This is a genomic window from Polynucleobacter sp. Nonnen-W13 (assembly GCF_018881735.1).
Classification (GTDB): Bacteria; Pseudomonadota; Gammaproteobacteria; order Burkholderiales; family Burkholderiaceae; genus Polynucleobacter.
In genome coordinates, this window is record NZ_JACVPU010000001.1 from 426736 (window position 1) to 449702 (window position 22967).

25 protein-coding genes are annotated in these 22967 nt (G+C 44.6%); 22 read left to right on the forward strand and 3 right to left on the reverse strand.

The features are described from left to right. Positions 1-194: 194 nt before the first annotated feature. The 7 genes from ICN27_RS02295 to ICN27_RS02325 all read left to right on the forward strand — a co-directional run bounded on the left by ICN27_RS02295 (position 195) and on the right by ICN27_RS02325 (position 5590). Positions 195-977, forward strand: coding sequence for a flagellin (locus ICN27_RS02295; protein ID WP_216268826.1), 783 nt, complete (start codon positions 195-197; stop codon positions 975-977). Positions 978-1009: 32 nt separating this feature from the next. After that, complete coding sequence (locus ICN27_RS02300) at positions 1010-1792, forward strand: flagellin (RefSeq protein WP_216268827.1); 783 nt, start codon at positions 1010-1012, stop codon at positions 1790-1792. 64 nt (positions 1793-1856) lie between these two features. Next, a complete protein-coding gene (locus ICN27_RS02305; protein WP_216268828.1) occupies positions 1857-2255 on the forward strand; it encodes a flagellar protein FlaG in 399 nt (132 codons plus the stop codon). Between the two features lie 96 nt (positions 2256-2351). Further along, positions 2352-3758, forward strand: coding sequence for a flagellar filament capping protein FliD (fliD, locus tag ICN27_RS02310; RefSeq protein ID WP_216268829.1), 1407 nt, complete (start codon positions 2352-2354; stop codon positions 3756-3758). Between the two features lie 23 nt (positions 3759-3781). Then, entirely contained in the window at positions 3782-4159 is a 378-nt protein-coding gene (fliS, locus tag ICN27_RS02315) for a flagellar export chaperone FliS (protein WP_216268830.1), read from the forward strand. Between the two features lie 76 nt (positions 4160-4235). Next, positions 4236-5297, forward strand: coding sequence for a hypothetical protein (locus ICN27_RS02320; RefSeq protein WP_216268831.1), 1062 nt, complete (start codon positions 4236-4238; stop codon positions 5295-5297). Next, positions 5297-5590: an EscU/YscU/HrcU family type III secretion system export apparatus switch protein gene (locus ICN27_RS02325; protein WP_216268832.1), complete on the forward strand. Its 294-nt coding sequence runs from the start codon at positions 5297-5299 to the stop codon at positions 5588-5590. The genes ICN27_RS02320 and ICN27_RS02325 overlap by 1 nt, the downstream gene beginning before the upstream one ends. 74 nt (positions 5591-5664) lie before the next feature. Here ICN27_RS02325 and fliE read toward each other — a convergent pair whose 3' ends face one another. From fliE to ICN27_RS02340, 3 genes are read right to left on the reverse strand one after another with little or no spacing between them, the layout of a single operon-like run. Beyond that, positions 5665-5988: a flagellar hook-basal body complex protein FliE gene (gene fliE, locus ICN27_RS02330; RefSeq protein WP_216268833.1), complete on the reverse strand. Its 324-nt coding sequence runs from the start codon at positions 5986-5988 to the stop codon at positions 5665-5667. Positions 5989-6008: 20 nt separating this feature from the next. Further along, positions 6009-7484, reverse strand: a complete 1476-nt coding sequence (locus ICN27_RS02335; protein WP_216268834.1) for a sigma-54 dependent transcriptional regulator — start codon at positions 7482-7484, stop codon at positions 6009-6011. 14 nt (positions 7485-7498) lie between these two features. After that, positions 7499-8653 (reverse strand): PAS domain-containing sensor histidine kinase, encoded by a 1155-nt coding sequence (locus tag ICN27_RS02340; protein ID WP_216268835.1) that lies wholly within the window; start codon positions 8651-8653, stop codon positions 7499-7501. A gap of 163 nt (positions 8654-8816) precedes the next feature. Between ICN27_RS02340 and fliF the strand changes: the two genes are divergently transcribed. From fliF to ICN27_RS02415, 15 genes are all read left to right on the forward strand, one after another. Next, the gene (fliF, locus tag ICN27_RS02345) at positions 8817-10766 is read left to right on the forward strand and encodes a flagellar basal-body MS-ring/collar protein FliF (RefSeq protein ID WP_216268836.1); all 1950 of its coding nucleotides are present in this window, start codon (positions 8817-8819) and stop codon (positions 10764-10766) included. Between the two features lie 17 nt (positions 10767-10783). Next, the gene (fliG, locus tag ICN27_RS02350) at positions 10784-11878 is read left to right on the forward strand and encodes a flagellar motor switch protein FliG (RefSeq protein ID WP_052728712.1); all 1095 of its coding nucleotides are present in this window, start codon (positions 10784-10786) and stop codon (positions 11876-11878) included. Then, entirely contained in the window at positions 11865-12713 is an 849-nt protein-coding gene (locus ICN27_RS02355; RefSeq protein ID WP_216268837.1) for a FliH/SctL family protein, read from the forward strand. Before fliG ends, ICN27_RS02355 begins: the two co-directional genes overlap by 14 nt. Next, positions 12710-14095 carry a FliI/YscN family ATPase gene (locus ICN27_RS02360; RefSeq protein ID WP_216268838.1) on the forward strand — a complete coding sequence of 462 codons (1386 nt, stop codon included), beginning with the start codon at positions 12710-12712 and terminating at the stop codon, positions 14093-14095. Before ICN27_RS02355 ends, ICN27_RS02360 begins: the two co-directional genes overlap by 4 nt. A gap of 5 nt (positions 14096-14100) precedes the next feature. Further along, complete coding sequence (locus ICN27_RS02365; protein ID WP_216268839.1) at positions 14101-14547, forward strand: hypothetical protein; 447 nt, start codon at positions 14101-14103, stop codon at positions 14545-14547. Between the two features lie 26 nt (positions 14548-14573). Then, positions 14574-16508 (forward strand): flagellar hook-length control protein FliK, encoded by a 1935-nt coding sequence (locus tag ICN27_RS02370; RefSeq protein WP_216268840.1) that lies wholly within the window; start codon positions 14574-14576, stop codon positions 16506-16508. A 26-nt stretch (positions 16509-16534) separates the two neighbouring features. Then, positions 16535-17272 (forward strand): flagellar basal body-associated protein FliL, encoded by a 738-nt coding sequence (fliL, locus tag ICN27_RS02375; protein WP_215326500.1) that lies wholly within the window; start codon positions 16535-16537, stop codon positions 17270-17272. Between the two features lie 31 nt (positions 17273-17303). Continuing rightward, positions 17304-18452, forward strand: a complete 1149-nt coding sequence (gene fliM / locus ICN27_RS02380) for a flagellar motor switch protein FliM (RefSeq protein WP_216268841.1) — start codon at positions 17304-17306, stop codon at positions 18450-18452. A gap of 1 nt (position 18453) precedes the next feature. Beyond that, positions 18454-18831, forward strand: coding sequence for a flagellar motor switch protein FliN (gene fliN, locus ICN27_RS02385; protein ID WP_216268842.1), 378 nt, complete (start codon positions 18454-18456; stop codon positions 18829-18831). A gap of 6 nt (positions 18832-18837) precedes the next feature. Then, on the forward strand, positions 18838-19176 hold the full coding sequence (gene fliO, locus ICN27_RS02390; RefSeq protein WP_216268843.1) for a flagellar biosynthetic protein FliO: 339 nt from the start codon (positions 18838-18840) through the stop codon (positions 19174-19176). A 59-nt stretch (positions 19177-19235) separates the two neighbouring features. Further along, the gene (fliP, locus tag ICN27_RS02395) at positions 19236-19919 is read left to right on the forward strand and encodes a flagellar type III secretion system pore protein FliP (RefSeq protein ID WP_216269241.1); all 684 of its coding nucleotides are present in this window, start codon (positions 19236-19238) and stop codon (positions 19917-19919) included. A 5-nt stretch (positions 19920-19924) separates the two neighbouring features. Further along, positions 19925-20194 carry a flagellar biosynthetic protein FliQ gene (locus ICN27_RS02400; protein WP_216268844.1) on the forward strand — a complete coding sequence of 90 codons (270 nt, stop codon included), beginning with the start codon at positions 19925-19927 and terminating at the stop codon, positions 20192-20194. Between the two features lie 51 nt (positions 20195-20245). Continuing rightward, positions 20246-20980 carry a flagellar biosynthetic protein FliR gene (locus ICN27_RS02405; protein ID WP_216268845.1) on the forward strand — a complete coding sequence of 245 codons (735 nt, stop codon included), beginning with the start codon at positions 20246-20248 and terminating at the stop codon, positions 20978-20980. Further along, positions 20970-21749, forward strand: a complete 780-nt coding sequence (locus ICN27_RS02410) for a hypothetical protein (RefSeq protein ID WP_216268846.1) — start codon at positions 20970-20972, stop codon at positions 21747-21749. Before ICN27_RS02405 ends, ICN27_RS02410 begins: the two co-directional genes overlap by 11 nt. Positions 21750-21896: 147 nt before the next feature. Then, the gene (locus ICN27_RS02415; protein ID WP_216268847.1) at positions 21897-22967 is read left to right on the forward strand and encodes a carbonic anhydrase; all 1071 of its coding nucleotides are present in this window, start codon (positions 21897-21899) and stop codon (positions 22965-22967) included.

Sequence of the window (22967 nt, forward strand, 5' to 3'; positions counted from 1 at the left end):
TTGAGTACTAACATAATTTTGAAAAAATAAACCCAATTAAATCAATGACTTAAATTATTCAAAGCTAACATGAGAAATCAGAGTGAGTAATGTCTAAACACATTGATGGGTATCACCGTTACAGAATAGGTACGAGGCGGAATTTGATTTTGAGTCTCTGTAAGTTGAAATTAATTAAAGTACCGGAGAAAAACATGGCAACCGTAATTAACACCAATATGGCTTCGATTTATGCTCAAAACAATTTGAGCTCTGCCCAAAGTAAGCTGGCCACTTCTGTTCAGCGCCTATCATCTGGATTGCGTATCAATAGCGCTAAGGATGATTCTGCTGGCCTAGCAATTAGTATGGGTATGCAGTCTCAAATTTATGGCATTGACCAAGCCAATCGCAATTTAAGCGACATTATTGGTATGGCGCAGGTTACTGAAACAGCTCTGGGAACCATCCAGGACATGTTGTTGCGCCTGAAGACTTTGGGTACACAAAATGGCAACACTGCTTTAAGTGCTGGTCAGAGAAGCCAAATTACCACTGAAGCAGCTGCAATCGTGAGTCAAATTGGCTTAACTAGAAGCGAGGCGGTTTATAACGGCATTTCATTGGTTGGTACAACAGCAGGCTCAACTTATGCTGTGCAGTCTGGTGTTTCAACTGGTACCACCATTGATTTTATAGCGGCAAATGCAGCAATTACCACGACTTCCACAAGCTTTGGTTCGATTGATGCTGATTTGCTGGCGATCTCTTCAGAGCGAGCCAAAATGGGTGCCATGATCTCGCGCGCTACGTATTCCGCGCAAAACTTGCAGGCACAAAGTGCTAACTTAACCCAGGCCCGCTCAGCAATCGTAGATACCGATTTTGCATCAGAGACTGCAGAGTTAACTAAGGGTCAAATTATGCAGCAGGCATCTACCGCCATGTTAGCCCAAGCGAATCAGATGCCAAACGTCATTTTGTCATTATTGAAGTAATTGAAAATTAACTAAGTACACCGGAGAAAAACATGGCAACCGTAATTAACACCAATATGGCTTCGATTTATGCTCAAAACAATTTGAGCTCTGCCCAAAGTAAGCTGGCTACTTCTGTTCAGCGCCTATCATCTGGATTGCGTATCAATAGCGCTAAGGATGATTCTGCTGGCCTAGCAATTAGCATGGGTATGCAATCTCAAATTTTCGGCATTGATCAGGCCAATCGCAATTTAAGCGACATTATCGGTATGGCGCAGGTTACTGAAACAGCTCTGGGAACCATCCAGGACATGTTGTTGCGCCTGAAGACTTTGGGTACACAAAATGGCAACACTGCTTTAAGTGCTGGTCAGAGAAGCCAAATTACCACTGAAGCAGCTGCAATCGTGAGTCAAATTGGCTTAACTAGAAGCGAGGCGGTTTATAACGGCATTTCATTGGTTGGTACAACAGCAGGCTCAACTTATGCTGTGCAGTCTGGTGTTTCAACTGGTACCACCATTGATTTTATAGCGGCAAATGCAGCAATTACCACGACTTCCACAAGCTTTGGTTCGATTGATGCTGATTTGCTGGCGATCTCTTCAGAGCGAGCCAAAATGGGTGCCATGATCTCGCGCGCTACGTATTCCGCGCAAAACTTGCAGGCACAAAGTGCTAACTTAACCCAGGCCCGCTCAGCAATCGTAGATACCGATTTTGCATCAGAGACTGCGCAGTTAACTAAGGGTCAAATTATGCAGCAGGCATCTACCGCCATGTTAGCCCAAGCGAATCAGATGCCAAACGTCATTTTGTCATTATTGAAGTAATTGTTTATGATGTTCAGGAGCCAGGCTACAGTCTGGCTCCTATTCACTTTTTAAGGAGTTAAAGATGAGTGAGATAACAGCAAGAAGCGTAGCTTCATCTGCGGCTAGTTCGTCTCAGTTAAATCTGCCTAAAGGCATAACTTCTGGTGCTACTGGGAAAACAAACACGGATGCAGCGGTTGTTGCAGCAGCGGCTAGCACAGAAATTAGGCCTTCCAACGTTAATCAGGTGATGCAGCCAACGCGTGAAACAGTTGCTAGAGCGGCTGAGCAAATGCAAAAGTTTGTCAGTTCCATGGGTCGCAATTTGAATTTCGCAATTGATGGAGATACTGGTTACCACATTGTGAGAGTAACTAACCCTGAAACTGGTGAAGTAGTTAGGCAATTACCCTCGGAAGAGATGCTAAGGCTGGCCCATAGCTTGACCCAAATTTCTGCCCTAGTAAACCAAAAAGCTTGATTATTATTCGCTAGCATTAAAAATGGCACGAAACTTGCTGAATATATTGGGTTAAAACCCAACTTTACTGACCAATTCCTTAGGCGATATTAGAAAATGGCTACATCGAGTGTCAGCAACAACACTAGTACATCATCTATCGATGTTGCTGGGATGGTTGCAGGTCTCATGTCTGTTGAAAACAAGCCTTTAACTACGCTGCAGTCCAAGATTACAAGTCAAACGACCTTGATTAGTGATTTGGGTCAGCTAAAAAGCAAGGTTGCAGCCTTTCAAACAGCTCTTCAGGCTGCTGAGAATCCATTATCCTATTCAGCAGCGGTTGCCAGCAGTTCAAATGAATCGGCGGTAAAGGTATCAAGTACAACGGGCGCCAATATAGGAAGCCATCAAATCACAGTTTCTCAGCTTGCTAAACCGGCTCAGTATATTTTTAATAACTTTGGATCCAGCAATGCAAGCGTTGGATTTGCCAATGCAAGTCAATTTGATTTAACAATTGCAGGGGTAACTAAAAGCTTAGCTGTCTCGAGCGCAACTACGATTGGAGATTTAAGTTCTTGGATCAATGGATTAGGTTTAGGTGTTGCTGCAAGCGTTACACAGACAGCATCTAATCAATATGCCTTAATGATTCAGGGCACCCAATCTGGAGTTGCGAATAACATCACTTTTGGTGTTAATGGTGCATTAAATAGTCTCCCAGTCTCATCAACTGCAGCGACAGCCTCCCCACCAGCAACCGGGACCTCTGGCAATCAAGCTCAAGATGCAATCTTTACTTTAGACAACGTGAGTTTTTCGAGAACAAGCAACATTGTTAGTGATGTGCATCCAGGATTAGTGCTAAATCTAGTCAGCAGTGGTTCAGCTGCAACAATCACTGTTGCAAACGGAACTGATAACGGACAGGAAGTCATCCAGAGATTCATCGCTGCTTTTAATGATCTTGCTACAACATCGAAAAAACTCGCGCAAAAGGGTGATAGCTCAACTGCGGCTGGCTCATTAGCAGGATCACCCGGAGCAGTGTCTTTTATGAGTCAAATTAAGTCTATGCTCTCAACCGGAGTTACCTACAATAGTGCTAGTGGCTCTAATACCTTAGGTTTGTATCAACTTGGTATCGAAATACAATCAGACGGAACCCTTCAATTTAATTCTGTGAAATACGGTAGTACCGAGAACATCTCTGCAATCCTAGCATCTGGCATTAATATGGGGTCAACTACATTTACAGATCGCACCAATAACCTGAATGCTTTTTTGACCTCGCAGGTCCAGAGTGGTGGCGATCTGAGTAAATCCATTAGTAACGAACAAACTAACTTAACTCAAATGAGCCAAAAAGAGGAGGCCTTGAAAATACGCTTAGATGCCAAGGAAAAAAGCTATATTAGTCAGTATTCCAGCTTAAATGCGCTATTATTCAAACTGAATCAAACAAGTAACTCATTAACAAGTGCTTTAGATGGTCTGGTTAACGGTCAAAACAATCGCTAATTGATTTTAAATTTATAAAAATTATGAATAAAGCTGCCCTCAAATACGCAGATAGCGATAACTTAACCTCGGTCATGGCGGCCGATGCTCGAGAGCTTATTGTTTTAATTCATCAACGTATATTTGATCATTTAACGACCGCTAAAAAGGCGCTTGAAAACGATCAGATGCCTGCCGATAGTTTTATTAAGGCAAGTGACTTGATTATTAAGGGCTTGCTTGGCTGTTTAGATTATCAAAAAGGTAAAGAAATTGCCGAAAATTTGAGCGTAATTTACCTTTGGGCAATTCAGGAACTGATTTCTGCTCGCGCTGAGCGTTCGGCAGATAAGGTTCAGGATGTGATAAATACATTAACTCCACTCTATGAGGCATGGGTGGAGATATCTGATAGAGTCTAGTAATTAGTCAACGGTTGTTAGCAGTGAAAAAATCATAAGCAAGTTCTAAGTAGCTATTTTAGGCGGGAGAGGTAATATGCCAATACCAATTCCTTCAAGCTTATCCATCAACCCCATGGTGGATGTCCGTAAAAATGACCTTGTTACGCCGCCAGCAGCCCCATCTATTGTAGAAAGTCTCAGCGCGATAGACCCTCGTGTTGCATTGAATATGCCAATGCCGGTTGGAGATTCTGCCACAGGAAATGCCGTCAGAACCGCCCTGCAAAATGGCAATCTCGCAGAATTAAAAACGATGCTGGAGTCTGGCGAGCCCAGTGTTCAGCAAGCTGTTTTATTAGAAATTTCTAATCTATCCTCGGGCAAATCAAATCTATCAGCAAAGCTGTCGCAAGCAAATTTAACAAACTTAGTGTCTGAGAATTTAAGCAAGATCGATAGCTTAGGAAGTGCCGCCTTAGGTCAACTGCTCTCTGAAATATTGATTGCCGATTCGCCAGAAAAATCTGCAAGTTCACAGAATCAAGTGAATATAAATCAGTCTAAGAGTGTTATGGTGAACTGGCCAGCCATTGATCCTTCAAAGCTTGGTACTCCAGATCCAAAAGTGGTCATGGGCGCACTTTACCAAAGCTTGCAAGCTTCCGGTATTTTTGCTGCTGATCAACTAAAGCGAGTGTTATTTCCTGCGGGCAGCGCCGATGAAAAAATGGATTCTTTTTTGACGACAGGTGATCAGCATAAAGCTGGTGAGCTTATGGGCCAATTATCAAATGATGCGCCAATAATTCGTGATTCGATGCGCCTATTGTTGCGTGGAGACTTGCTATGGCAAGGCCAACTGATGCCGAATGTACAGGGTCGTCTATATCGTGAAGACGCTTGGCAATCAGATCCTCATCAGCCAAATCAAATAGAAAAAGGCAGCCGTATTACTCTAGAGGTGGGTTTGCCTAACCTAGGCCCCTTAAAGATTATTGGCACACAGTTTGGCGAAAGTCTACAGTTGGTTGTTCAGGCAGATCCCGCTGCACAAGTAAGTATGTCAAAGGCTTTTTCTACATTAGAGGAGCAACTGCATACGCAAATTGATCCCGAGACGCGGATTAGTTTAGGTCAAATAGAGGTGTCTAGTTAATGCAGGGGAGGGAAGAAAAAAAAATTCTTAAGGCGGTTGCGCTGAAGTATGAGATGAATAGTGCTGCGCCACGAATTACAGGGCAAGGGGAGGGTTTTATCGCTGAGGCCATTTTGGCAAAAGCGAATGAATTAGGAATTCCGACTAAGATAGAGCCTGAGTTAGTTGAATTTTTAATGCAACTCAAACTTAACGAGCTGGTCCCCCCTAAGCTATATGCTGCAGTAGCAGAAGTACTCGCGTGGGCCTATGAGTTAGATGGCAAAACTCTCGAAAGGCCTGAACAAGAATAGCCCCTAGATTCAGAATCACTTTGTTACTGCTAAGGGGATTAAGGCAGGAAATCAGGTGTAGTAAAGGCTAAACCTTAGACCTGAAGATTGGTAACTTCTTTGTAAGCGTCAACAAGCTTGTTTCGAACTGCAATCATGCCTTGCAGTGAAAGATTGGCTTTTTGCAGAGAAACAATCACATCCTCTAAGGATGTATCTGATGCTCCAGTGGAAAAAGACTGGGCTTTTGCTTGAGCGCTATTTTGAGCCGTATTGACATTCTCAACAGCGTTTTTAAGGATAGCCGAGAAATCAACCCCGTTGGCACTTTGAGAATCTGTAGATACAGGTTTACCACTAGCAGCAGCAGCAAGTGCTTGCATCCGGGTAATCATGGCATCTACGTTCGGAGTACTCATAGTCATATTATCTAACAAAATCAATCATTAATAAAGCCAGACTCTTTATAAGATTTCAGCTTGTAACGTAATGCACGAGCCGAAATTCCTAATATTTCCACTGCTTTGGTTCTGTTGCCATCGACTTTGGCCAAAACCTTTAAAATATGCTCACGCTCTACTGAATCAATATCTTGCCCAATCTCATCTATATCAGATGCAATATTTGTGCCACTTTTTGGGGCATCAATAATGGCCTCTTCAGCAGAGTGCAGGTCAGAAATGGCATTTTTTGCCACCCTAGTTGGATTAATGCCTAAATCATCCAGCTCTAAGTCCTCCGCCAAGATTTGGTCGCCGTCAGCTAGTAATACGGCTCTTTGAATAATATTTTCTAGTTCCCTAACGTTACCTGGCCAAGAATGGGTTTTCAGTAGTTTTTTTGCATCTTCACTCAGTATCAGCTGATCTCGACCAATATTCATGCGATAGCGGGATAAAAAGAAATCAGCGAGGGGCAAGATATCCAGTGGGCGCTTACGAAGCTCGGCTACATGGATTGGAAATACGGCCAGTCGGAAGTAGAGATCTTCCCGAAATTGACCACTTTTCACCTGTTCTTGGAGGTTACGATTGGTTGCGGCTATGACCCTGACATCCGCTTGAATTAGTTCAGTTGAGCCAATTCGTTCCACCATTTTGTCTTGCAACACTCGTAACAACTTCGCTTGCAAAGATGCGGGCATTTCACCAATCTCATCTAGAAAAAGTGTGCCTTTATGCGCTTGCTCAAATTTGCCGGTTTGGGCTTTGGTAGCGCCAGTAAAGGAACCCTTTTCATGTCCGAAAAGAATCGATTCCAGTAGGGTATCCGGAATCGCAGCGCAGTTGATGGCTATATAGGGTCCATTTGCTCTTTTGGAATGCAAATGTATGTGACGCGCTACCAATTCCTTGCCCACACCAGATTGGCCTGTGACTAAGACACTCGTGTCCGTAGCAGCCACTCTCTCGCAGCGAGCAAATGTTGCAATCGTTTCCGGATCAGCTGCAATTAATTGATGCGCGGGACTGCGAATTTCAGAGCCGACTAGTTGTGAGTCTTGAGTAGGAGTGACTACTTCAGATGTTTTAATGGATTCAGGTTGGTGGCGTGCGATGATTTCAATGAGCTGCTGCGGCACAAATGGTTTAATTAAAAAATCTCTTGCACCAGCCCGCAGAGCTTCAACAGCTAGTTTGGCATCTGCAAATGCAGTCATGACAACAACGGCAAGATCTGGACATTCTTTTTGCGCAATCTTCAGCAAATCTAAACCAGTCATTCCTGGTAATTTGTAATCAGTCACCAAAACTGTTTTTAGATCTGGACGTAATAAAGGAATGACAGTTTCAGCACGTTGGTGAGTCACAAAGTCGATCTTATTCATACGTAAGGTGACGGCAATTGCCTCTCTGAGGTCCTCATCATCTTCAATCAAAATCACGGGAAATGGTTGTGGGTCGCTGGCACGCATAAAAGTTTTCTGAGTTAATAAATTAAGGATGACTGGTCATAAGGGATGGTGATCTTAAAGACTGCTCCGTGTTTAGAGCTCTCCGCGCTGATATTGCCTCGGTGCGCTTCAATGGTATTTTTTGCAATAGAGAGGCCAAGCCCAGTGCCATTGGCGCTAGTGGTTGCAAAGGGCTCAAATAAGGAATTGAGAATTTCCTTTGGTATACCTGGGCCTTGATCAGAAATCGTAATCGTTAGCATTTGCCGATCGCTGGTAGCCATCAAACTGACCGTCTCATTTGCTTTAGAAACTGCGAGCGCATTTTCTAGTATTGCGACAATGGCATTGGATATTGCTTTGGGCTCTACCAATAGATTTCCCTGATTGATATTGGTAGCGGAAACCGACAAACTGACTTCCTTGGCTTTAAAGAGAAACTGAATGCTAGCTTGAGCATCTTCAATGATTTGGGTAGCGTTTACTAATACAGCCTTATTTGGTTTATTTGAAATAAAGCGCAACATATCTTGAGATAGTTTCTCAAGATCTAATAGTTGTTTACGCAAGCGATCGGCAAACTCTTTAGCTGTGTCGCTATTAATCTCTCCATCGCAAAGATGTGATGCATAAAGCAGTGCCGTTGCTAGTGGCGTACGAAACTGATGGGCTATACCAGCTGCCATACGTCCCATGGCCGCCAAACGATTTTCTCGTTGCGTTTCTTCATGTCGCAAAATATTGGTTGTGATATCTTGAATTTGAATAAAACTTCGTGAGCCTTCGTTGATCCGAATGACTTGAACTGTTTTTTGTATGCGCTGATTGACACCTCTTTCTGCAATGACATATTCCCCTGGGGTGATGGAGGCCAGCCAATCAGCTGGAATTTCAAAATTCACCCCTGGTTTTAATTTAGGAAGAAAGATTAGCACTGCTGGGTTGTGCAATAAAACCACCTCGTTTTCCAGCAAAATGACCCCTGCTGGAATGGCATTGAGCAGAATCGCTAAGCGTTGATTTGATTTTTGTAGTTCGTTGCTGAGCTGATTGATCTTGTCCTGCAGGGCAGCCTGTTGGGCCTCGAGTTTTTGGGATTCTGCGTAGAAAATCGCAAAAGCCTCTTCCAGATGTTTGGTGGCATCTAGTGTGTCCTGCTCGGGCGGCAATTTGCTGGCGTTTGGGGTCAATGAACGATTATTTAAGATGGGTTGGTAACTAGGCAATATTTGCCGTTTTTTATAAAATAGGACTCAAGGATATCAACATTTAGGCAAAATAGGCAAAAATGTTCTATATATAGTGTTATGATCTTTTTCAGAATCAGCCCTGAAATGACGGAATCTATCAAAATTGAGTGAAGAAACGCAACCCGGAATACAGGAAAGTGAGCGAGATGCGGCAGTAGTTAATATTGGCTCGCAGGTTGCCGCTGCTCCAGTAGCTCCAGCCAGCGCTTTTAGCGGGGGCGGTGTAGCGCTCCCCCAAAGTTTAGTCGGCCTACAAAATCGAATTCAAGCTCTCAATGCTCAACAACGTCTGATTTTGTCTGCAGCAGTATTTTTAGTCATTGCTGTACTTGTGTTTGTTTCTGTCTCTGGAAAAAGTAAAGACGACTATCGCATCTTGTTTTCCAGCATTAATGAGCGGGACGGGGCTGCAATCGTAGCAGCCTTACAACAAATGAACGTGCCTTATAAATTCACTGAAGGCGGGGCAGCCATATTGGTGCCTGAATCCGCGGTTTATGAAACCCGATTGCGTTTGGCGGGTCAAGGTTTACCCAAGGCTGGTAATGTGGGTTTTGAGCTACTCGAAAACCAAAAAATGGGAACGAGCCAGTTTGTAGAGCAAGTTAATTACCAGCGTGGTTTGGAAGGTGAATTAGCTCGCAGTATCAGCTCCTTAGCGCAAGTCAAATCTGCAAGAGTCATGCTGGCGATTCCTAAGCAGACGGCTTTTATGCGCGAACAGGAAAAGCCAACTGCCTCTGTCATTGTGACGATGCATCCTGGACGCTTTTTAGATCCTCAGCAAGTTGCGGCCATTACCAATTTAGTAGGTTCTTCCGTTCCAAACCTCGGCCCAGCAAATGTCACGATTGTCGATTCGGAAGGCAGTTTGCTTGCGCCTAATGCACAGCGTCTAGCAGGCCTAGATAGCACGCAACTAAAGTATGTTGCCGAACTTGAGGGCGCGCTGTCCAAACGGGTGCAATCGATCTTAGAGCCTGTCACTGGTAAGGAAAATGTCCGAGCGCAAGTCACGGTGGATATGGATTTTGGTGAGCTTGAGAGAACTGAAGAAACTTTTGGTCGTAATTCGCCACCCAATCAATCTTCGATTCGCAGTCAACAAACCAATGAAGCTGCCACTCCCAGCTCGACTACTTCTGGTGTTCCTGGCGCTTTAACCAATCAAGCGCCTGGCGCTGGCCAAGCGCCGATTAATACCCAAGCGGCTGCTGGTGGAGCAGGACCACAAAATCTCAACGCACCTCCTACTAGTTCAGGTTCAAGCGCCAGCAATATTAAAAAAGATGCAACGATCAATTACGAGCTTGACCGCGCTATCCAGAGAATTAAGTCTGAAAAAGGTCAAGTCAGAAGAGTTTCTGCTGGCGTGGTGGTGAACTATAAACAGCCCGCTGGTGTAGACAAGGATGGCAAGCCCCGCAAGCCTATTCCATACAACGCTAAGGAACTTGAGCAAATCAATAACTTGGTGAGGGATGCTGTTGGTTTTTCAGAGCGTCGCGGCGATAGCGTCAGCGTAGCTAACATTCCATTTAAGGTGGAGTTAAGTGATGAACCCCCGTTTTATAAGCAGCCGGGAATCATTGAGTTAAGCAAAGAATTCTTCAAGTTTGCAATTATTTTAGGCTCGCTTGGTTTGATGTTTTTTGGAGTCGTACGTCCCTTACTCTTTCCTCCGAAAAAGGACGAGATTATGGAAGAGCAGCGTATTGAAGAAGAGTTTGACGAGAAGATTAAAGCTGAGATGGCGCAGATGGATCCTCGGGCGCGTGAAAAGCGCCGTATGGAAGTGGAGCTCTTGCGCGAGCGCCAGCGCCTTGCTGAAGAAGAAGAGCGAGCTAGAGCCGAAGAAGATCGCAAACGGACTGAAGAAGAGCGTAAGCGGATCGACGAAGAGAAGAAGCAAGAGTACGAAGAGCTGCTTCAATACGCTAAGGATTTTGTGGAAAATAATCCTAGGGCAGTTTCTGCAATTTTCAAAGAGTGGCTATCTGAAGATGCGGCTAAGCAAAATGCTGGCAATGCTGAAGCTGCGCCCGCCGCATAACATGAGGAGAATCTGTTTTGGCTGATGAAGCTCCCGTAGAAAAATCGCTATCGATAGCAGAGGCTCTGAAAGAGGGCGTCAAAGCAGCGCCTGTTGGCGGTACGATTTCTTTTGATGATTTGGACGGTGCTTCTCGTGCTGCAGTAATACTTTTGGCTGTTGGTGCTGAATCTGCAGCCAATGTGATGCGCGGTATGACCCCATTTGAGGTGCAACGCCTCTCAGGAAAGATGGCCGTCGTGCGCTCCTTAAGTAGAGATTTGGTGTTAGAAGTGTTGCGGCAATTTAAGGATGTTAGCTCTAATAACACACAAGTTGCATTTGATACTGATGACTTTATGCAGAACATGCTTACCAAAGCAATGGGCGCGGAAGGAGCTTCAGATTTATTGGGGCGTCTCGAGTCTACGCTGGACATGTCTGGTATCGAAACTCTGAAGCGCATGGAGTCAGATGTTCTGTACGAGCTGATTAAAAATGAACATCCGCAAATTATTGCAACAGTGATGGTGTTCTTGGATCCTACGCAAGCGGCTGGCTTGCTGAAGCTATTCCAAGATGAACTGCGTAACGAACTCATCCTACGTATCGCTCTTTTAGAAAAAGTACAGCCGGCTGCTCTGAAGGAGTTGAACGAAGTAATGTCCCGCTCTTCAGGACCGGATTCGGATTTCCGTCGAAGTACTGTTGGCGGTGTAGTCCCTACTGCCGAGATTTTGAATATGCTCTCGGGTGGTTTGGATAAAGTCGCCTTAGAAAATATTCGAAACTACAACAGTGACTTGGCAGATGCTATTCAAGAAAAAATGTTTGTCTTCGAAGACTTTTTGGAACTGGAAGATCGTTCATTGCAGACTTTATTGACAGAGGTTCCGCAAGAAACACTCATCATTGCGTTAAAAGGTGCAAGTCCTAAATTGCGTGAAAAAATCTTTAAGAATATGGCAAAACGCTCTGCTGATACCGTGCGTGAGGATCTCGAAACAAGGCCGCCTGTGAAGGTAATCGAAGTCGAGTTAAGTCAGAAAGATGTCATTGCAATAGCGCGCGCCTTAAGTGAAGAAGGTCGAGTCAATATGGAGAGAGGTAAGTCCGCTGATGCCTTCCTCTGATGAGGACTCCTTGCTAACGCGATGGGAGCCACCTTCTTTTGATCCTCCTGCACCTCCTAAGCCACCCAAGGTGGCTCCGATTTACTACCCTACTGTTGAAGAAGTTGAAGCCATTCGCGAAGCGGCTTACAAAGAAGCTTATGAGCTTGGTTCTAATCAAGGCTTTGTAGAAGGTCGTGAAGCAGGCTATGACGAGGGTAAGGCAATTGGTCATGAAGAAGGATATAAAGCAGGGTATCAAGATGCAGAGGAAGAGACACTGCGTTTGCAAAATGCTTTAGGTCAACTTTTAGAGGCAGTGAGTGGGATGCCTGAGGCAATTGCTGAACCCCTAACTCAGTTCAGTTTTGAAATCGCCTCACGCTTGAGCGCAAATAGTTCAATGGAGCGTGCTCCCTTTGTCATGGCGGTGCAAGAAGCGCTGATGCGTTTACCTCGACCTGGTGAGAATCTCTATCTCCGCTTGCGCGCTGAAGAAGTGGAAACTTGGAGAAAGATAGTTGAAGATCCAGGCTTGCCATTTAATTGCACGATCTTAGTGGATGCTGATGTACGCCCTGGACATGCTTATGTAGAGGTGAGTGGTGCTCGTATTGATGTTGGGGCAGAAGCCCGTATGGCGCTAGTCAAGGCCGCTTTAGGTTTAGATGGTGCAGCAATGCCAGACGAAAAAAAGATTGGTCCAAAAACCACAGCCGCACTCATAGACCATCAGTCTGATAGTGAGTCGCAGATCGAAGATGAGTTGCAAACTGAAGTGGGGAATCTAGATTCTGCGGAAGAGGTTGAGAGCGATCCTAAAAAGGATCCTGATGATCAGGCGCATCCAATATGAGTATTTTGCAAGCCCGTGAATTAGTAGATCAGATAGAGTTGCGGCGCCAACATTTAATGCAAACGCCTTACTCTATTCGAGAAGGAAAGTTAAAGCGCGTCTCTGGAATTGTTTTAGAGGTTGAAGGCTTGCCCATGAGCATCGGGTCTGGTGCAACCATCCTATCTGAGTTGGGCGGCAAGACTTACGATGCGGAGTGTATTGGCTTTAATGGTGCAATCACTTATTTGATGCCGATTGATGCCATGGAAAATATTTCACCAGGTGCATTAGTGTATCCAGCAAATACGCCCTTTAACTCTGGAGCAGGTTATATCTCTAGTAGCGTAGGTGAACCTCTGACGATTGGTGAGAGCTTGCTAGGCAGAGTAGTCGATGGTTTGGGTCGACCAATCGATGGGAAAGGTTATGGTGAAAAACAATTCTCACCCATCATCCAAAGAATGTTAAATCCCTTGGATAGAACACCTATTCACGAACCCTTAGATGTTGGCATTCAGGCTGTAAACGGTTTGTTAACAGTAGGCCGTGGTCAACGCGTTGGAATATTTGCTGGCTCCGGAGTGGGTAAAAGTGTTTTATTGGGAATGCTGGCGCGCAATTGTGTTGCCGATGTCATTGTGATTGGCCTGGTTGGCGAGCGTGGCCGGGAAGTGCGGGAGTTTTGTGAAGATACTTTGGGGCCAGAATCATTTAAGCGTGCTGTAGTTGTTGCTGCACCTGCGGATGCTTCTCCCTTAGCCCGCTCAAAAGGAGCGTCATACGCAACCGATGTTGCGATTTGGTTCCGAGATCAAGGTAAGCATGTGGTTTTGATTGTGGATTCACTGACACGTTACGCTATGGCTTTGCGAGAAATTGGCCTTAGCTTAGGAGAGGCGCCGGTTGCACGGGGTTATCCCCCTAGTGTATTTGCCCGCATGCCTGAGTTAGTTGAGCGAGTCGGCAATGGTGCTAACCCTAACGGCTCGATTACTGCGTTTTATACCGTGTTGCTAGAAGGTGATGACACCAATGACCCGGTTGCTGATACCGCGCGCGGTATTTTGGATGGACACTTCTTTCTTTCTAGAGAGTTGGCTGATAGCGGGCATTACCCAGCCATAGATGTAGAGAAGTCAATTTCTCGTGTTATGCCAAAAGTAGTGTCAAAAGAGCACCTGCTATCTGCTAGAAGAATGAAGCAGCTATACAGCCGATACATGCGGGGTAGAGATTTGGTCTCGATGGGCGCCTATATTGCGGGTAGCGATCCAGAATTAGATGCTGCTTTGCAAGCTTGGCCCAAAATTCAGGCTTTTTTACAGCAAGATGCCGATGTAACCGTGCCAATAGATCAAACTGAGAGCTTGTTAGCTGAAATTAGCCCGCCCAACCTGTAAATCTGATGAATGCAATAGAGCTCCTCCATCGCTTAGCCAAAATACGGGAAGATCAAGCTATGGCACGTGCAAAACGTGTTGCTAGCCAGGTAAACCAACAAAAAGCCTTTAAAGATCAAGTGCTTGAGTACGCCAAAGATTATGAATCCCAAATGCTTGCAGGCGGCAAAGGGGGGTCTTCGGTGGCTTTCATTCAAGACGCTAATGCTTTTAGAGAAAAGTTGCTACTTAGCGCTATTGAGATGGATGGGCAGATTCAGGGCTTGGCGAGAGCCTCTGAGGACACTTTAAAAACAGCTACGATGGCCAGAATGCGTACTCGAGGGCTATCTAAATTGGTCGACAAAATGCACCGAGAAGCCAAAAGAAAGCAGGCTAAGGCAGAGCTAAGCCAGTTCGAAGATAACTTCTCAGCAAGGCTTAGCTTTAAATCTGGCACGAAAGATGCATAGTTGGTAGTGTTCCATTTGGAGAAAGCATGCCAACAGTCAGTCAAATACAGATGCAAGCAGCATTTAGCCCCATAAGCGAGGCTATTGCTCAACCGGGTAGTCTTGCCGGTGGCTCTGTCATGCCTGTTGGTTTTGATACTTTCTTGGCCTCCTTAAATCAAAAGATGCTGGCACGAATGGATGCGAGGACGAATTCAGATAAATTTAGTGGCTCTAAAAATAGTTTAGGTGTACCAGGTATGCAAAATTTGCCTGGATTTACAAATCAAGATAAAGATTCTGCAAAAATTACCGACCCAATGCAGTTACTGGCCGCTCAGTTGGCAGCCCAAGGCCTTATTAATCCTGTAGCAATGCAACCTCTAGTAACCAATCCCTTGGTTAATGGTGGGGTTGGAGTTAATGAAGTAGATGCAGGTAAGCCAGTGACTGGGTTGAATTTGCCAGGTGCTCTCGGTCTAAAAGGCCAAAACATTGATCCACAGCAAAACCAGTTAATTACTCAATCGCTAGCAAAAGCAATTCAGGATGCAGGCCAAGGGAATAACTTAAGCACCCAAAATCCACAGGTAGCCCAGTTAATGCTAATGCTGCAGCAAGCCCAACCAGCTAGCGCTGCCCAAGCCAGTGCATTAGAACAACTCAAGGGCTTAGTTGCTCAAGCAAGCCAAGCGAGCCAAGCAACCGCGAGCCAAGCCCCTAAAATTACCTTGACCCCAGAGCTCGCTACAGCGATCCGGGATCTAGTGCAGCAAGCCCAACCAGCTAGCGCTGCCCAAGCCAGTGCATTAGAACAACTCAAGGGCTTAGTTGCTCAAGCAAGCCAAGCGAGCCAAGCAACCGCGAGCCAAGCCCCTAAAATTACCTTGACCCCAGAGCTCGCTACAGCGATCCGGGATCTAGTGCAGCAAGCCCAACCAGCTAGCGCTGCCCAAGCCAGTGCATTAGAACAACTCAAGGGCTTAGTTGCTCAAGCAAGCCAAGCGAGCCAAGCAACCGCGAGCCAAGCCCCTAAAATTACCTTGACCCCAGAGCTCGCTACAGCGATCCGGGATCTAGTGCAGCAAGCCCAACCAGCTAGCGCTGCCCAAGCCAGTGCATTAGAACAACTCAAGGGCTTAGTTGCTCAAGCAAGCCAAGTAGTGCCACAGGCATCTTCATCCGATATTAAGCCTGTCATTTCAACTGCTACTTCCACTCCAGGAGTAGCTGAAAAACTTACTACACAAAATCTTCATGACCGAAGTATTGGGGGTGGTCGTCAAAATGCCGCGAATACTAGTCCACAAAACATTAAGAATTCCGATAAAGCCTTGATCCCTTTATATGCAGGTCAGACATCCAAAGAAGGTAGAGGTCTCGATGTCTTACCCCGTGCGACCCTAGAAGTTGATTCAAAGACCAGAGATCTAGATAATTTAAATGATTTAGGTGGTAAAGATATCAATGGTCTAAGTACACAATATACTGGTCTTGCACGCCTAGATAACCATACGCCAGAAGCCCTGCAAAATTTCCAAATCAAACAAACAGAGGTTTCCCTAGTGAGTGGTCCCTTACATAGTGAGATTTTGAGCGCTGCCAAGTCTGGCGGTGGCCGCATTATGTTTGAGTTAACACCGCCGGAGCAGGGCACAATTCGGATTGATTTGCAAATTAATCAAAATGGTCATGCCCACTTGATCGTCGAGGGGGCGAGCGATGCTACAAAATCTCGCCTAGATCAGGGTGGTCAAAACTTAAAGCAAGAGTTTGCTCAAATGGGCCTCAATCTCTCTCTTGATCTTAGGCAGGGTAATCAGTCTCAACAGGCATCGGGTCAATCCTTTAACAATGCCCGTCAAGACTATTATGCTAGTCAGCAGATCGTTAATCCTAGCGCTAAAAACCTAGCAGCAATAGATCTGATAGGTTCGGGTCATAATACGAGTGCTAGCGGAACAGTTCATCTGTTTGCTTAATATGATGAAAAATAAAGGGAATTAGCATGGCTGATGAAGAACGCGTAGAGCCTACCTTGGATGTAAATGGCGGGATACCACCCCCACCAGTTGTAGAGCAGATAGAGGTTGAGGAAGAAAAGCCTAAAAGCAAAAAGATGCTATTTTTGATCATAGGATTGATAGTAGTGCTGGCTGGAGCAGTTGGCGGCTACTTTTATATGCAACATAATGCTGAGCTCAAAAGACAGCAAGAAGCTGAAGATAAGCGGCCTGAAAACATTCTTAAGAAGCAATTAATGGAGCGCAAAGATAACGCCGCTCCGATTTATATTGCTCTAGACGAAATGATCGTAAACCTTCCCGGTAGAGGAGGAGAGCATTATTTGCAGACTAAGATGGTGCTCAGAACAAATGATGGATCTACAGAAGATAAAATCAAGAAGTTTATGCCTGTGATCAGGGATAAAGTTATTACGGTTTTATCCTCACGCCAAATGCAAGAGTTGGCCACAGTAGAGGGCAAAACAATGATGGCTCGCGAGGTCGCTTTAGTCATCAATTCTATTATTGCGCCGCAGCTAACTGCTATTTACATACTCCAGCAACAACCATCAACAGCTGACATTCAGAATTTAGAGAGAATTGGCGCAGTACCAAAAGAAACTTCTTCAGGTCAGAAGATAACCGGTGAGGCTGCCAGGGCTGCAGCAGAATTTTGGAATGTTACGGAGATGGATTTACCCGTTCAGGCGGTTCTATTCAATACTTTTGTAATGCAGTAAAATACCAGCTAGATAGTCCACTTAGGAAGATATGGCGACAGGAGCAATCAATGTCGAGATGAACATTGCAGCTGAAGATCAGCAGTCAATGTTCGACAAATCGAAGATTATTGCTCGTCGGCGCATGCCGACATTGGAGCTGATTCACGAGCGCTTTTGTCGTGCAGTTCGCTTGTCCTTGTTCAATATGATCCGAGCACCAATTGAGGTGCAAATGCATATGCCGAGCGTCAAAAGCTACGAGCAATTTGTATCGGAGTTTCCTGAGCGCACGAATATTAACATTGTTGGTATACGACCATTGCGTGGGGTGGGTTGTTGGATTGTTGACCCCGGAGTTGTCTATATCGCGATTGATAATATGTTTGGTGGCGAAGGACGGCTAGCACCCAGGCTAAATTTACGTGAATACACGCCTACTGAGTTGCGAATTATTCGTCGTCTAGTTGATGCGCTACTGAACGACTACGAGAAGGCCTGGAAAGCGGTCTATGAAATTAAGTTTGATTTCATGCGCCAAGAAACTAATTTTGGATTTGCCAAGATTACCTCTCCAGGTGAGATGGTGCTCCATTCTAAATTTACCATTGAGATTAATGGAAGGCCTGGTGATGTCGACCTATGCATTCCTTTCTGGGTAATGGAGCCAATAAAAGCCATCCTGTATAACAATATGCAAGGCTTTGCAAGTGAACCAGACGAGCATTGGACGAATTTATTGAATGATCAAGTCCACGAAGCTCCAGTGACTGCCGTCGCTGTATTGGCTCGAAAGCAGATGCTCTTGCGTGAGATTACCTCTCTATCGGTGGGCGACATTATTCCTATCGAAATTAATGATCCAGTTACGGTTTATGTTGATGGCCTACCTGTGATCAAGGGGCAATACGGAGTAAAAGAAGGTCGATATTCAGTCAAAGTGAGCACGATTCAACATCCTGCAGAATTCTTAAAAAGTCCGTTAGAAAAGGCGCGCCTGGGTCCAAGTATGATGCGAAGTGCGGAAAAAGGGGAGTTATATGAGCAGCCAGCAGAAAATCCTCAGGCCTTTGCCCCGAAGCCAGTTGCAGAGCACAATAAAAGTGAAGTCTCAAGCGATACAATAGACAAGCTTGCGGATGAAATCGAGCCAAATGAACCCGAATACCAGGCAGACATAAAAGAGACAAAAGAGGATTGAGATGGCTGAAAACGATAATGATTTAGCGAAAACACTAACGAGTGCCGATGTATCTGGTTCGCTTCGTAAAGCCACATTTAATAACTTAGAAGATGGCTCAAAATCCGGCGCAGATTTCAACGATATTGATCTTGTGATGGATGTGCCAGTTCAAGTTACTGTTGAACTTGGCCGCGCAAAAATGCAAATTCGTAATCTCTTGAATCTCACTTATGGGTCTGTGATCGAGTTAGATATTTTGGCTGGAGAGCCGCTAGAAGTGGTGGTGAATGGTTGTCTAGTTGCTCAAGGTGAGGTGGTTATCGTGAACGATCGTTATGGCATCCGCTTGACTGATATTGTGACACCCGCAGAGCGTCTGCGTAAAATTAATCGTTAATTTTAAATGGGCACATCAGTTGGGGGCATGTTGCTTTTCTCATTTATCTGGCTTGCACTGGCTGCAGCACTGATTTGGGTTGTTGCGTATTTAGTAAAACGTGATTCTGCAGTGCGCGCAAGTAATCCCCATGTAAAAATTTTGGCTCAACAGGCTTTAGGCCCAAGAGAGCGCGTCGTCATTGTGAACGTACTCAATCGCATCTTGGTGATCGGGCATACCCCGACACAAATTAATTTGTTGACTGAATTAGACCCAGAAGATGTGGCTCACATGAAACCACAGCCCAGTAATGTCGATTTTGCTAACCAGCTACGCGCTTTGGTCAAAAGGAAAATCGGTTGAAAAATAAACTGACCTTTTTCATCACTGGTGCAATTGGTTTAGTGGGTTTTTATCCGCTTATGGCGTGGAGCCAAACTTTGCCGCTAGTGACTGCAAAGCAAGTCGGTGGCGGTACATCGTATGCGGTACCAGTTGAGACGGTGTTAGCTCTGACTGCGTTGAGCTTCTTGCCCGCAGCTTTAATTTTAATGACTAGCTTTACAAGGATTTTGATTGTATTTTCTTTGTTACGACAGGCGCTAGGTTTAACGACGATGCCACCGAATATCGTTTTAATTGGACTCTCCCTGTTTTTGACTTTATTTATCATGAATCCCGTTTTTGATTCGATGTATAAAAATGCTTATCAACCATATTCTGTCGGTAAGATGGCCTTCCCTCAAGCTATAGAAATTGGATCAAAGCCGTTAAAAGAATTTATGCTGAAACAAACGCGCAAGGACGATTTAAATTTATTCGTCAAGTTGTACGGCAAAGAAATTGAGGCGCGTGAAGATGTACCGTTTACGGTTTTAATTCCAGCATTTGCAATTTCAGAGATTAAAACAGGCTTTTTGATTGGCTTCGTTATCTTCTTACCATTTTTAGTGATTGATTTCGCAGTTGCTAGCATTTTAACTTCGCTCGGTATGGTGATGGTCTCACCAATGATGTTTTCCTTGCCGCTGAAGTTGATTGTATTTACATTGGCAGATGGTTGGGTTTTGCTCTCGACCTCATTAGTCCAAAGTTATATTAATTAATTGTCATGGAGAGTGGGGTCGTTCTCGATTTGGTGTATCAGGCCTTGAGGATGGTCGCAGTTTTGGCGGGACCTATACTCATGGCATTATTGGTTGTAGGACTAATCATTGGTATTTTGCAAGCAGCTACCTCTGTTAACGAGTCCACGGTTGCGTTCATTCCTAAGTTGATAGTATTTGCTGCTGTTGTTATTATTGCCGGGCCAGTCACTCTGTCATTGTTTACAGACTACATGAGAGAGCTTTTTGCGCGCATACCAGGTTTAGTCAATTAATTTATGTTGACCATCAGCAGCATACAAATTGAGCAATACATGGCGATTTTTATGTTTGCTTCATTAAGAGTTTTTGGGCTATTTTTAACCGCCCCCATGTTCGCCTTAAGAACAATTCCGATGCAATTTCGTTTATTTATTGCTTTGGCATTTGGAATTTACCTTCTACCCCTACTAGGAACTGAAAAAATTCCATATCCAGGGAGCATTACTTTTTTTGCATCGGCAATTGAGTTGGCTATTGGGGCCTTCATTGGATTTGCGGTACGCATAGCATTTATGGTGATTGATATCGCAGCAGAAGTGCTATCTTTTTTGGCGGGCTTTAGTTTCGCTTCCACTAACTTTTTGGATCCTACATTAGCCTCTGGCCTAGTTACTCAGTTTATGGGTTTAGTAGTATTAGCGCTTGCCTTCACGCTCAATATTCATTTAGTCTTAATCGATTTGGTCCTGAGTAGTTTTGAAACCGTACCACTAGGCGTTTGGCCCCAATCTTGGACGTCTAAGGGGTTGGTGGATTTATTTTCTGCATCATTTCGTTTAGGCTTAATCCTATCTATGCCGGTGCTACTCGTTTATATGATGTTTAATTTAATTCAAGCGTTTCTAGGAAGAACCAGCCCACAAATGAATCTATTTTCTGTGGGGTTTGCAGTAAGCATACCCCTAGCCTTTTTGGTTATTTTTTTGATCTTGCCCGATCTGCAATTTATTTTAGAGCGCTCTCTTGAAAATCCTTTACAACTTATTCGCCAAGGATTGGAGGCGCCTAATGGAAGATAACTTACATCTCAGATTCCCGTTCAAATTTATTAGTGGGGTTTTATTAATTGTTGCTAGCTTTTCAGTGGGCTCTCAGAGTCTAGATCCATCTGATACATCTACTTCAGTAAGGATTTCAATTGAGGAGGTCCCGCCAACAAAAGAGCAAATAGTATTAAGGCAAAACTCATTAAATCAGACGCCTGATGGTCCCGATGAATGCGACAAGAAATTCCCTTTTTCAATAGAATCCTCTAAAAACGAGCCTTATGCTGATACTGGCCCTGAAACATGCAAGAAGCTAAAAATACGTGGCCAACGCATGCAATGTGAAATTGACTCACTAGTGTTGGAAAAGCCTGAATCGAATACTACGGGATCAAAAATTGAATTAGCTAGTTGGGCTCGTTGTAATGGAAAGATAGCTGATTTATTAATTGAGGGCTACTATTTGCCAGCTAGTGAAATTGAGAGAAGGTTGCAAATTTGCAGTTCTAACTATTATGCTGATCCCGGTAAAATGCCAAAAGCCGGCTGGTATCAACGATTTCTCAAATGGTATACCAGCAATGATTTAACTCCGCCACCAAGTGATGCGGCTCTTGAGGTGGCATTAAAACAGTCGACACCGCTTGATAGTCGGCAAGATACTGCAGGGTTGATGAAGTGCGAGTGGATGTTTAGAAATAGCCGCACTCCTCAGGTAGACCCATTGCCACTTCCCGTTGATAGTAATGCTGTGTCTAAGCCCATCAGACCAACTCCCGCTAAAAAGCCGGCTAAGAAGTAAAAGTTAGCCTCCGATTGCCGCCATATTTGCTAATTTGAGTGCAGTGGAGCCTTAATTCTGCTGTTTTAAGCGGGTATTTAGGTGTTCTGAAAATATATTTTTTAATTTTTCTTAAACGAAAAAGCAAATAATGCCGTAAGCGGTTGCATGAAGAATAGAATCCTCAGCCCTCTTGCCTCGGCAATGCTTGCCATCCTTTTTTTATTGCATATTCAGCCTGCAATGGCATCAGATCCTGCGCCAACATCTAATGCGCTAGATAAGGGTGCAGACAAGGTGGTTGATAAAGCCAAGGTGACAGTATCTCCAGCCCCGTCAAGTGATGACGATATGAGTAAGGCCCTGACAGCTAAAATTAGCAAAGGGTCGGGTGATATTGTTATCCGAACCAGCGATTTGCCTGCTGGTGGCTCTGCCTCTGTTGCTGTACCAGCCAAGCCCAAGCTTGGAAATAAAGGGTCTGCTAAACCCGCCGAAAAAGAAGTACATGCACATCATTGGTCCTATTTTGATGGGCCTGAGGGTCCAGAAAATTGGGGCAATTTAAGTAAAGATAATTTAGCCTGCCTTAAGGGGAAGAGTCAGTCGCCAATCAATATCAATATTGACCGAGCTGTCAAAGCACAATTAAATCCTATCGAGTTTATTTATAGACCATCTCCTCTGTCGATTATTGATAATGGACACACCATCATGGTGAACTACGGTGAAGGCAGCAATTTAATGGTGGATGGTAGACAGTATCGATTAGTTCAATTCCACTTTCATAAGCCTAGTGAAGAAGCGATCAACGGTGAGCGCACAGATATGGTTGCGCACTTAGTGCACCAGCATCATGATGGTAGCTTAGCAGTTGTTGCGGTTTTAATGAGTACCACTAAACCGGCAAGTTCAAGAAAATATTGGTGGGGCGATGATTCTATTAAAGAGAATGCTTTCATTAATACACTCTGGAATAATGTTCCGTTAGTTAAGGGTAAGACCGACACCCCTGGAGTCATGATTGATGTCAATCAAATATTGCCGGCGGATAAAAGCTACTTTACTTATATGGGATCTTTAACTACACCACCGTGTAGTGAAAGCGTGCTTTGGCTGGTTCTTAAAACCCCTATTTATGTTAGTGATGATCAGGTAAAGAATTTTGACCGAATGTACCAAATGAATGCGCGACCATTACAGCCTAAGGGTGATCGCTTGGTTAAAGAAACTAAGTAG

What these genes read in the sequence shown, in the direction of transcription:
- ICN27_RS02365 (WP_216268839.1), top strand. Translation starts at nt 14,101, where the DNA reads ATGAATGCAATAGAGCTCCTCCATCGCTTAGCCAAAATACGGGAAGAT.
- ICN27_RS02335 (WP_216268834.1), bottom strand. Translation starts at nt 7,484, where the DNA reads ATGCGTGCCAGCGACCCACAACCATTTCCCGTGATTTTGATTGAAGAT.
- ICN27_RS02300 (WP_216268827.1), top strand. Translation starts at nt 1,010, where the DNA reads ATGGCAACCGTAATTAACACCAATATGGCTTCGATTTATGCTCAAAAC.
- ICN27_RS02295 (WP_216268826.1), top strand. Translation starts at nt 195, where the DNA reads ATGGCAACCGTAATTAACACCAATATGGCTTCGATTTATGCTCAAAAC.
- fliE (WP_216268833.1), bottom strand. Translation starts at nt 5,988, where the DNA reads ATGAGTACTCCGAACGTAGATGCCATGATTACCCGGATGCAAGCACTT.
- ICN27_RS02325 (WP_216268832.1), top strand. Translation starts at nt 5,297, where the DNA reads ATGCAGGGGAGGGAAGAAAAAAAAATTCTTAAGGCGGTTGCGCTGAAG.
- ICN27_RS02355 (WP_216268837.1), top strand. Translation starts at nt 11,865, where the DNA reads ATGCCTTCCTCTGATGAGGACTCCTTGCTAACGCGATGGGAGCCACCT.
- ICN27_RS02320 (WP_216268831.1), top strand. Translation starts at nt 4,236, where the DNA reads ATGCCAATACCAATTCCTTCAAGCTTATCCATCAACCCCATGGTGGAT.
- ICN27_RS02415 (WP_216268847.1), top strand. Translation starts at nt 21,897, where the DNA reads ATGAAGAATAGAATCCTCAGCCCTCTTGCCTCGGCAATGCTTGCCATC.
- fliO (WP_216268843.1), top strand. Translation starts at nt 18,838, where the DNA reads ATGGGCACATCAGTTGGGGGCATGTTGCTTTTCTCATTTATCTGGCTT.
- ICN27_RS02410 (WP_216268846.1), top strand. Translation starts at nt 20,970, where the DNA reads ATGGAAGATAACTTACATCTCAGATTCCCGTTCAAATTTATTAGTGGG.
- fliM (WP_216268841.1), top strand. Translation starts at nt 17,304, where the DNA reads ATGGCGACAGGAGCAATCAATGTCGAGATGAACATTGCAGCTGAAGAT.
- ICN27_RS02370 (WP_216268840.1), top strand. Translation starts at nt 14,574, where the DNA reads ATGCCAACAGTCAGTCAAATACAGATGCAAGCAGCATTTAGCCCCATA.
- ICN27_RS02400 (WP_216268844.1), top strand. Translation starts at nt 19,925, where the DNA reads ATGGAGAGTGGGGTCGTTCTCGATTTGGTGTATCAGGCCTTGAGGATG.
- ICN27_RS02305 (WP_216268828.1), top strand. Translation starts at nt 1,857, where the DNA reads ATGAGTGAGATAACAGCAAGAAGCGTAGCTTCATCTGCGGCTAGTTCG.
- fliN (WP_216268842.1), top strand. Translation starts at nt 18,454, where the DNA reads ATGGCTGAAAACGATAATGATTTAGCGAAAACACTAACGAGTGCCGAT.
- fliD (WP_216268829.1), top strand. Translation starts at nt 2,352, where the DNA reads ATGGCTACATCGAGTGTCAGCAACAACACTAGTACATCATCTATCGAT.
- fliL (WP_215326500.1), top strand. Translation starts at nt 16,535, where the DNA reads ATGGCTGATGAAGAACGCGTAGAGCCTACCTTGGATGTAAATGGCGGG.
- ICN27_RS02405 (WP_216268845.1), top strand. Translation starts at nt 20,246, where the DNA reads ATGTTTGCTTCATTAAGAGTTTTTGGGCTATTTTTAACCGCCCCCATG.
- fliP (WP_216269241.1), top strand. Translation starts at nt 19,236, where the DNA reads ATGGCGTGGAGCCAAACTTTGCCGCTAGTGACTGCAAAGCAAGTCGGT.
- ICN27_RS02360 (WP_216268838.1), top strand. Translation starts at nt 12,710, where the DNA reads ATGAGTATTTTGCAAGCCCGTGAATTAGTAGATCAGATAGAGTTGCGG.
- fliS (WP_216268830.1), top strand. Translation starts at nt 3,782, where the DNA reads ATGAATAAAGCTGCCCTCAAATACGCAGATAGCGATAACTTAACCTCG.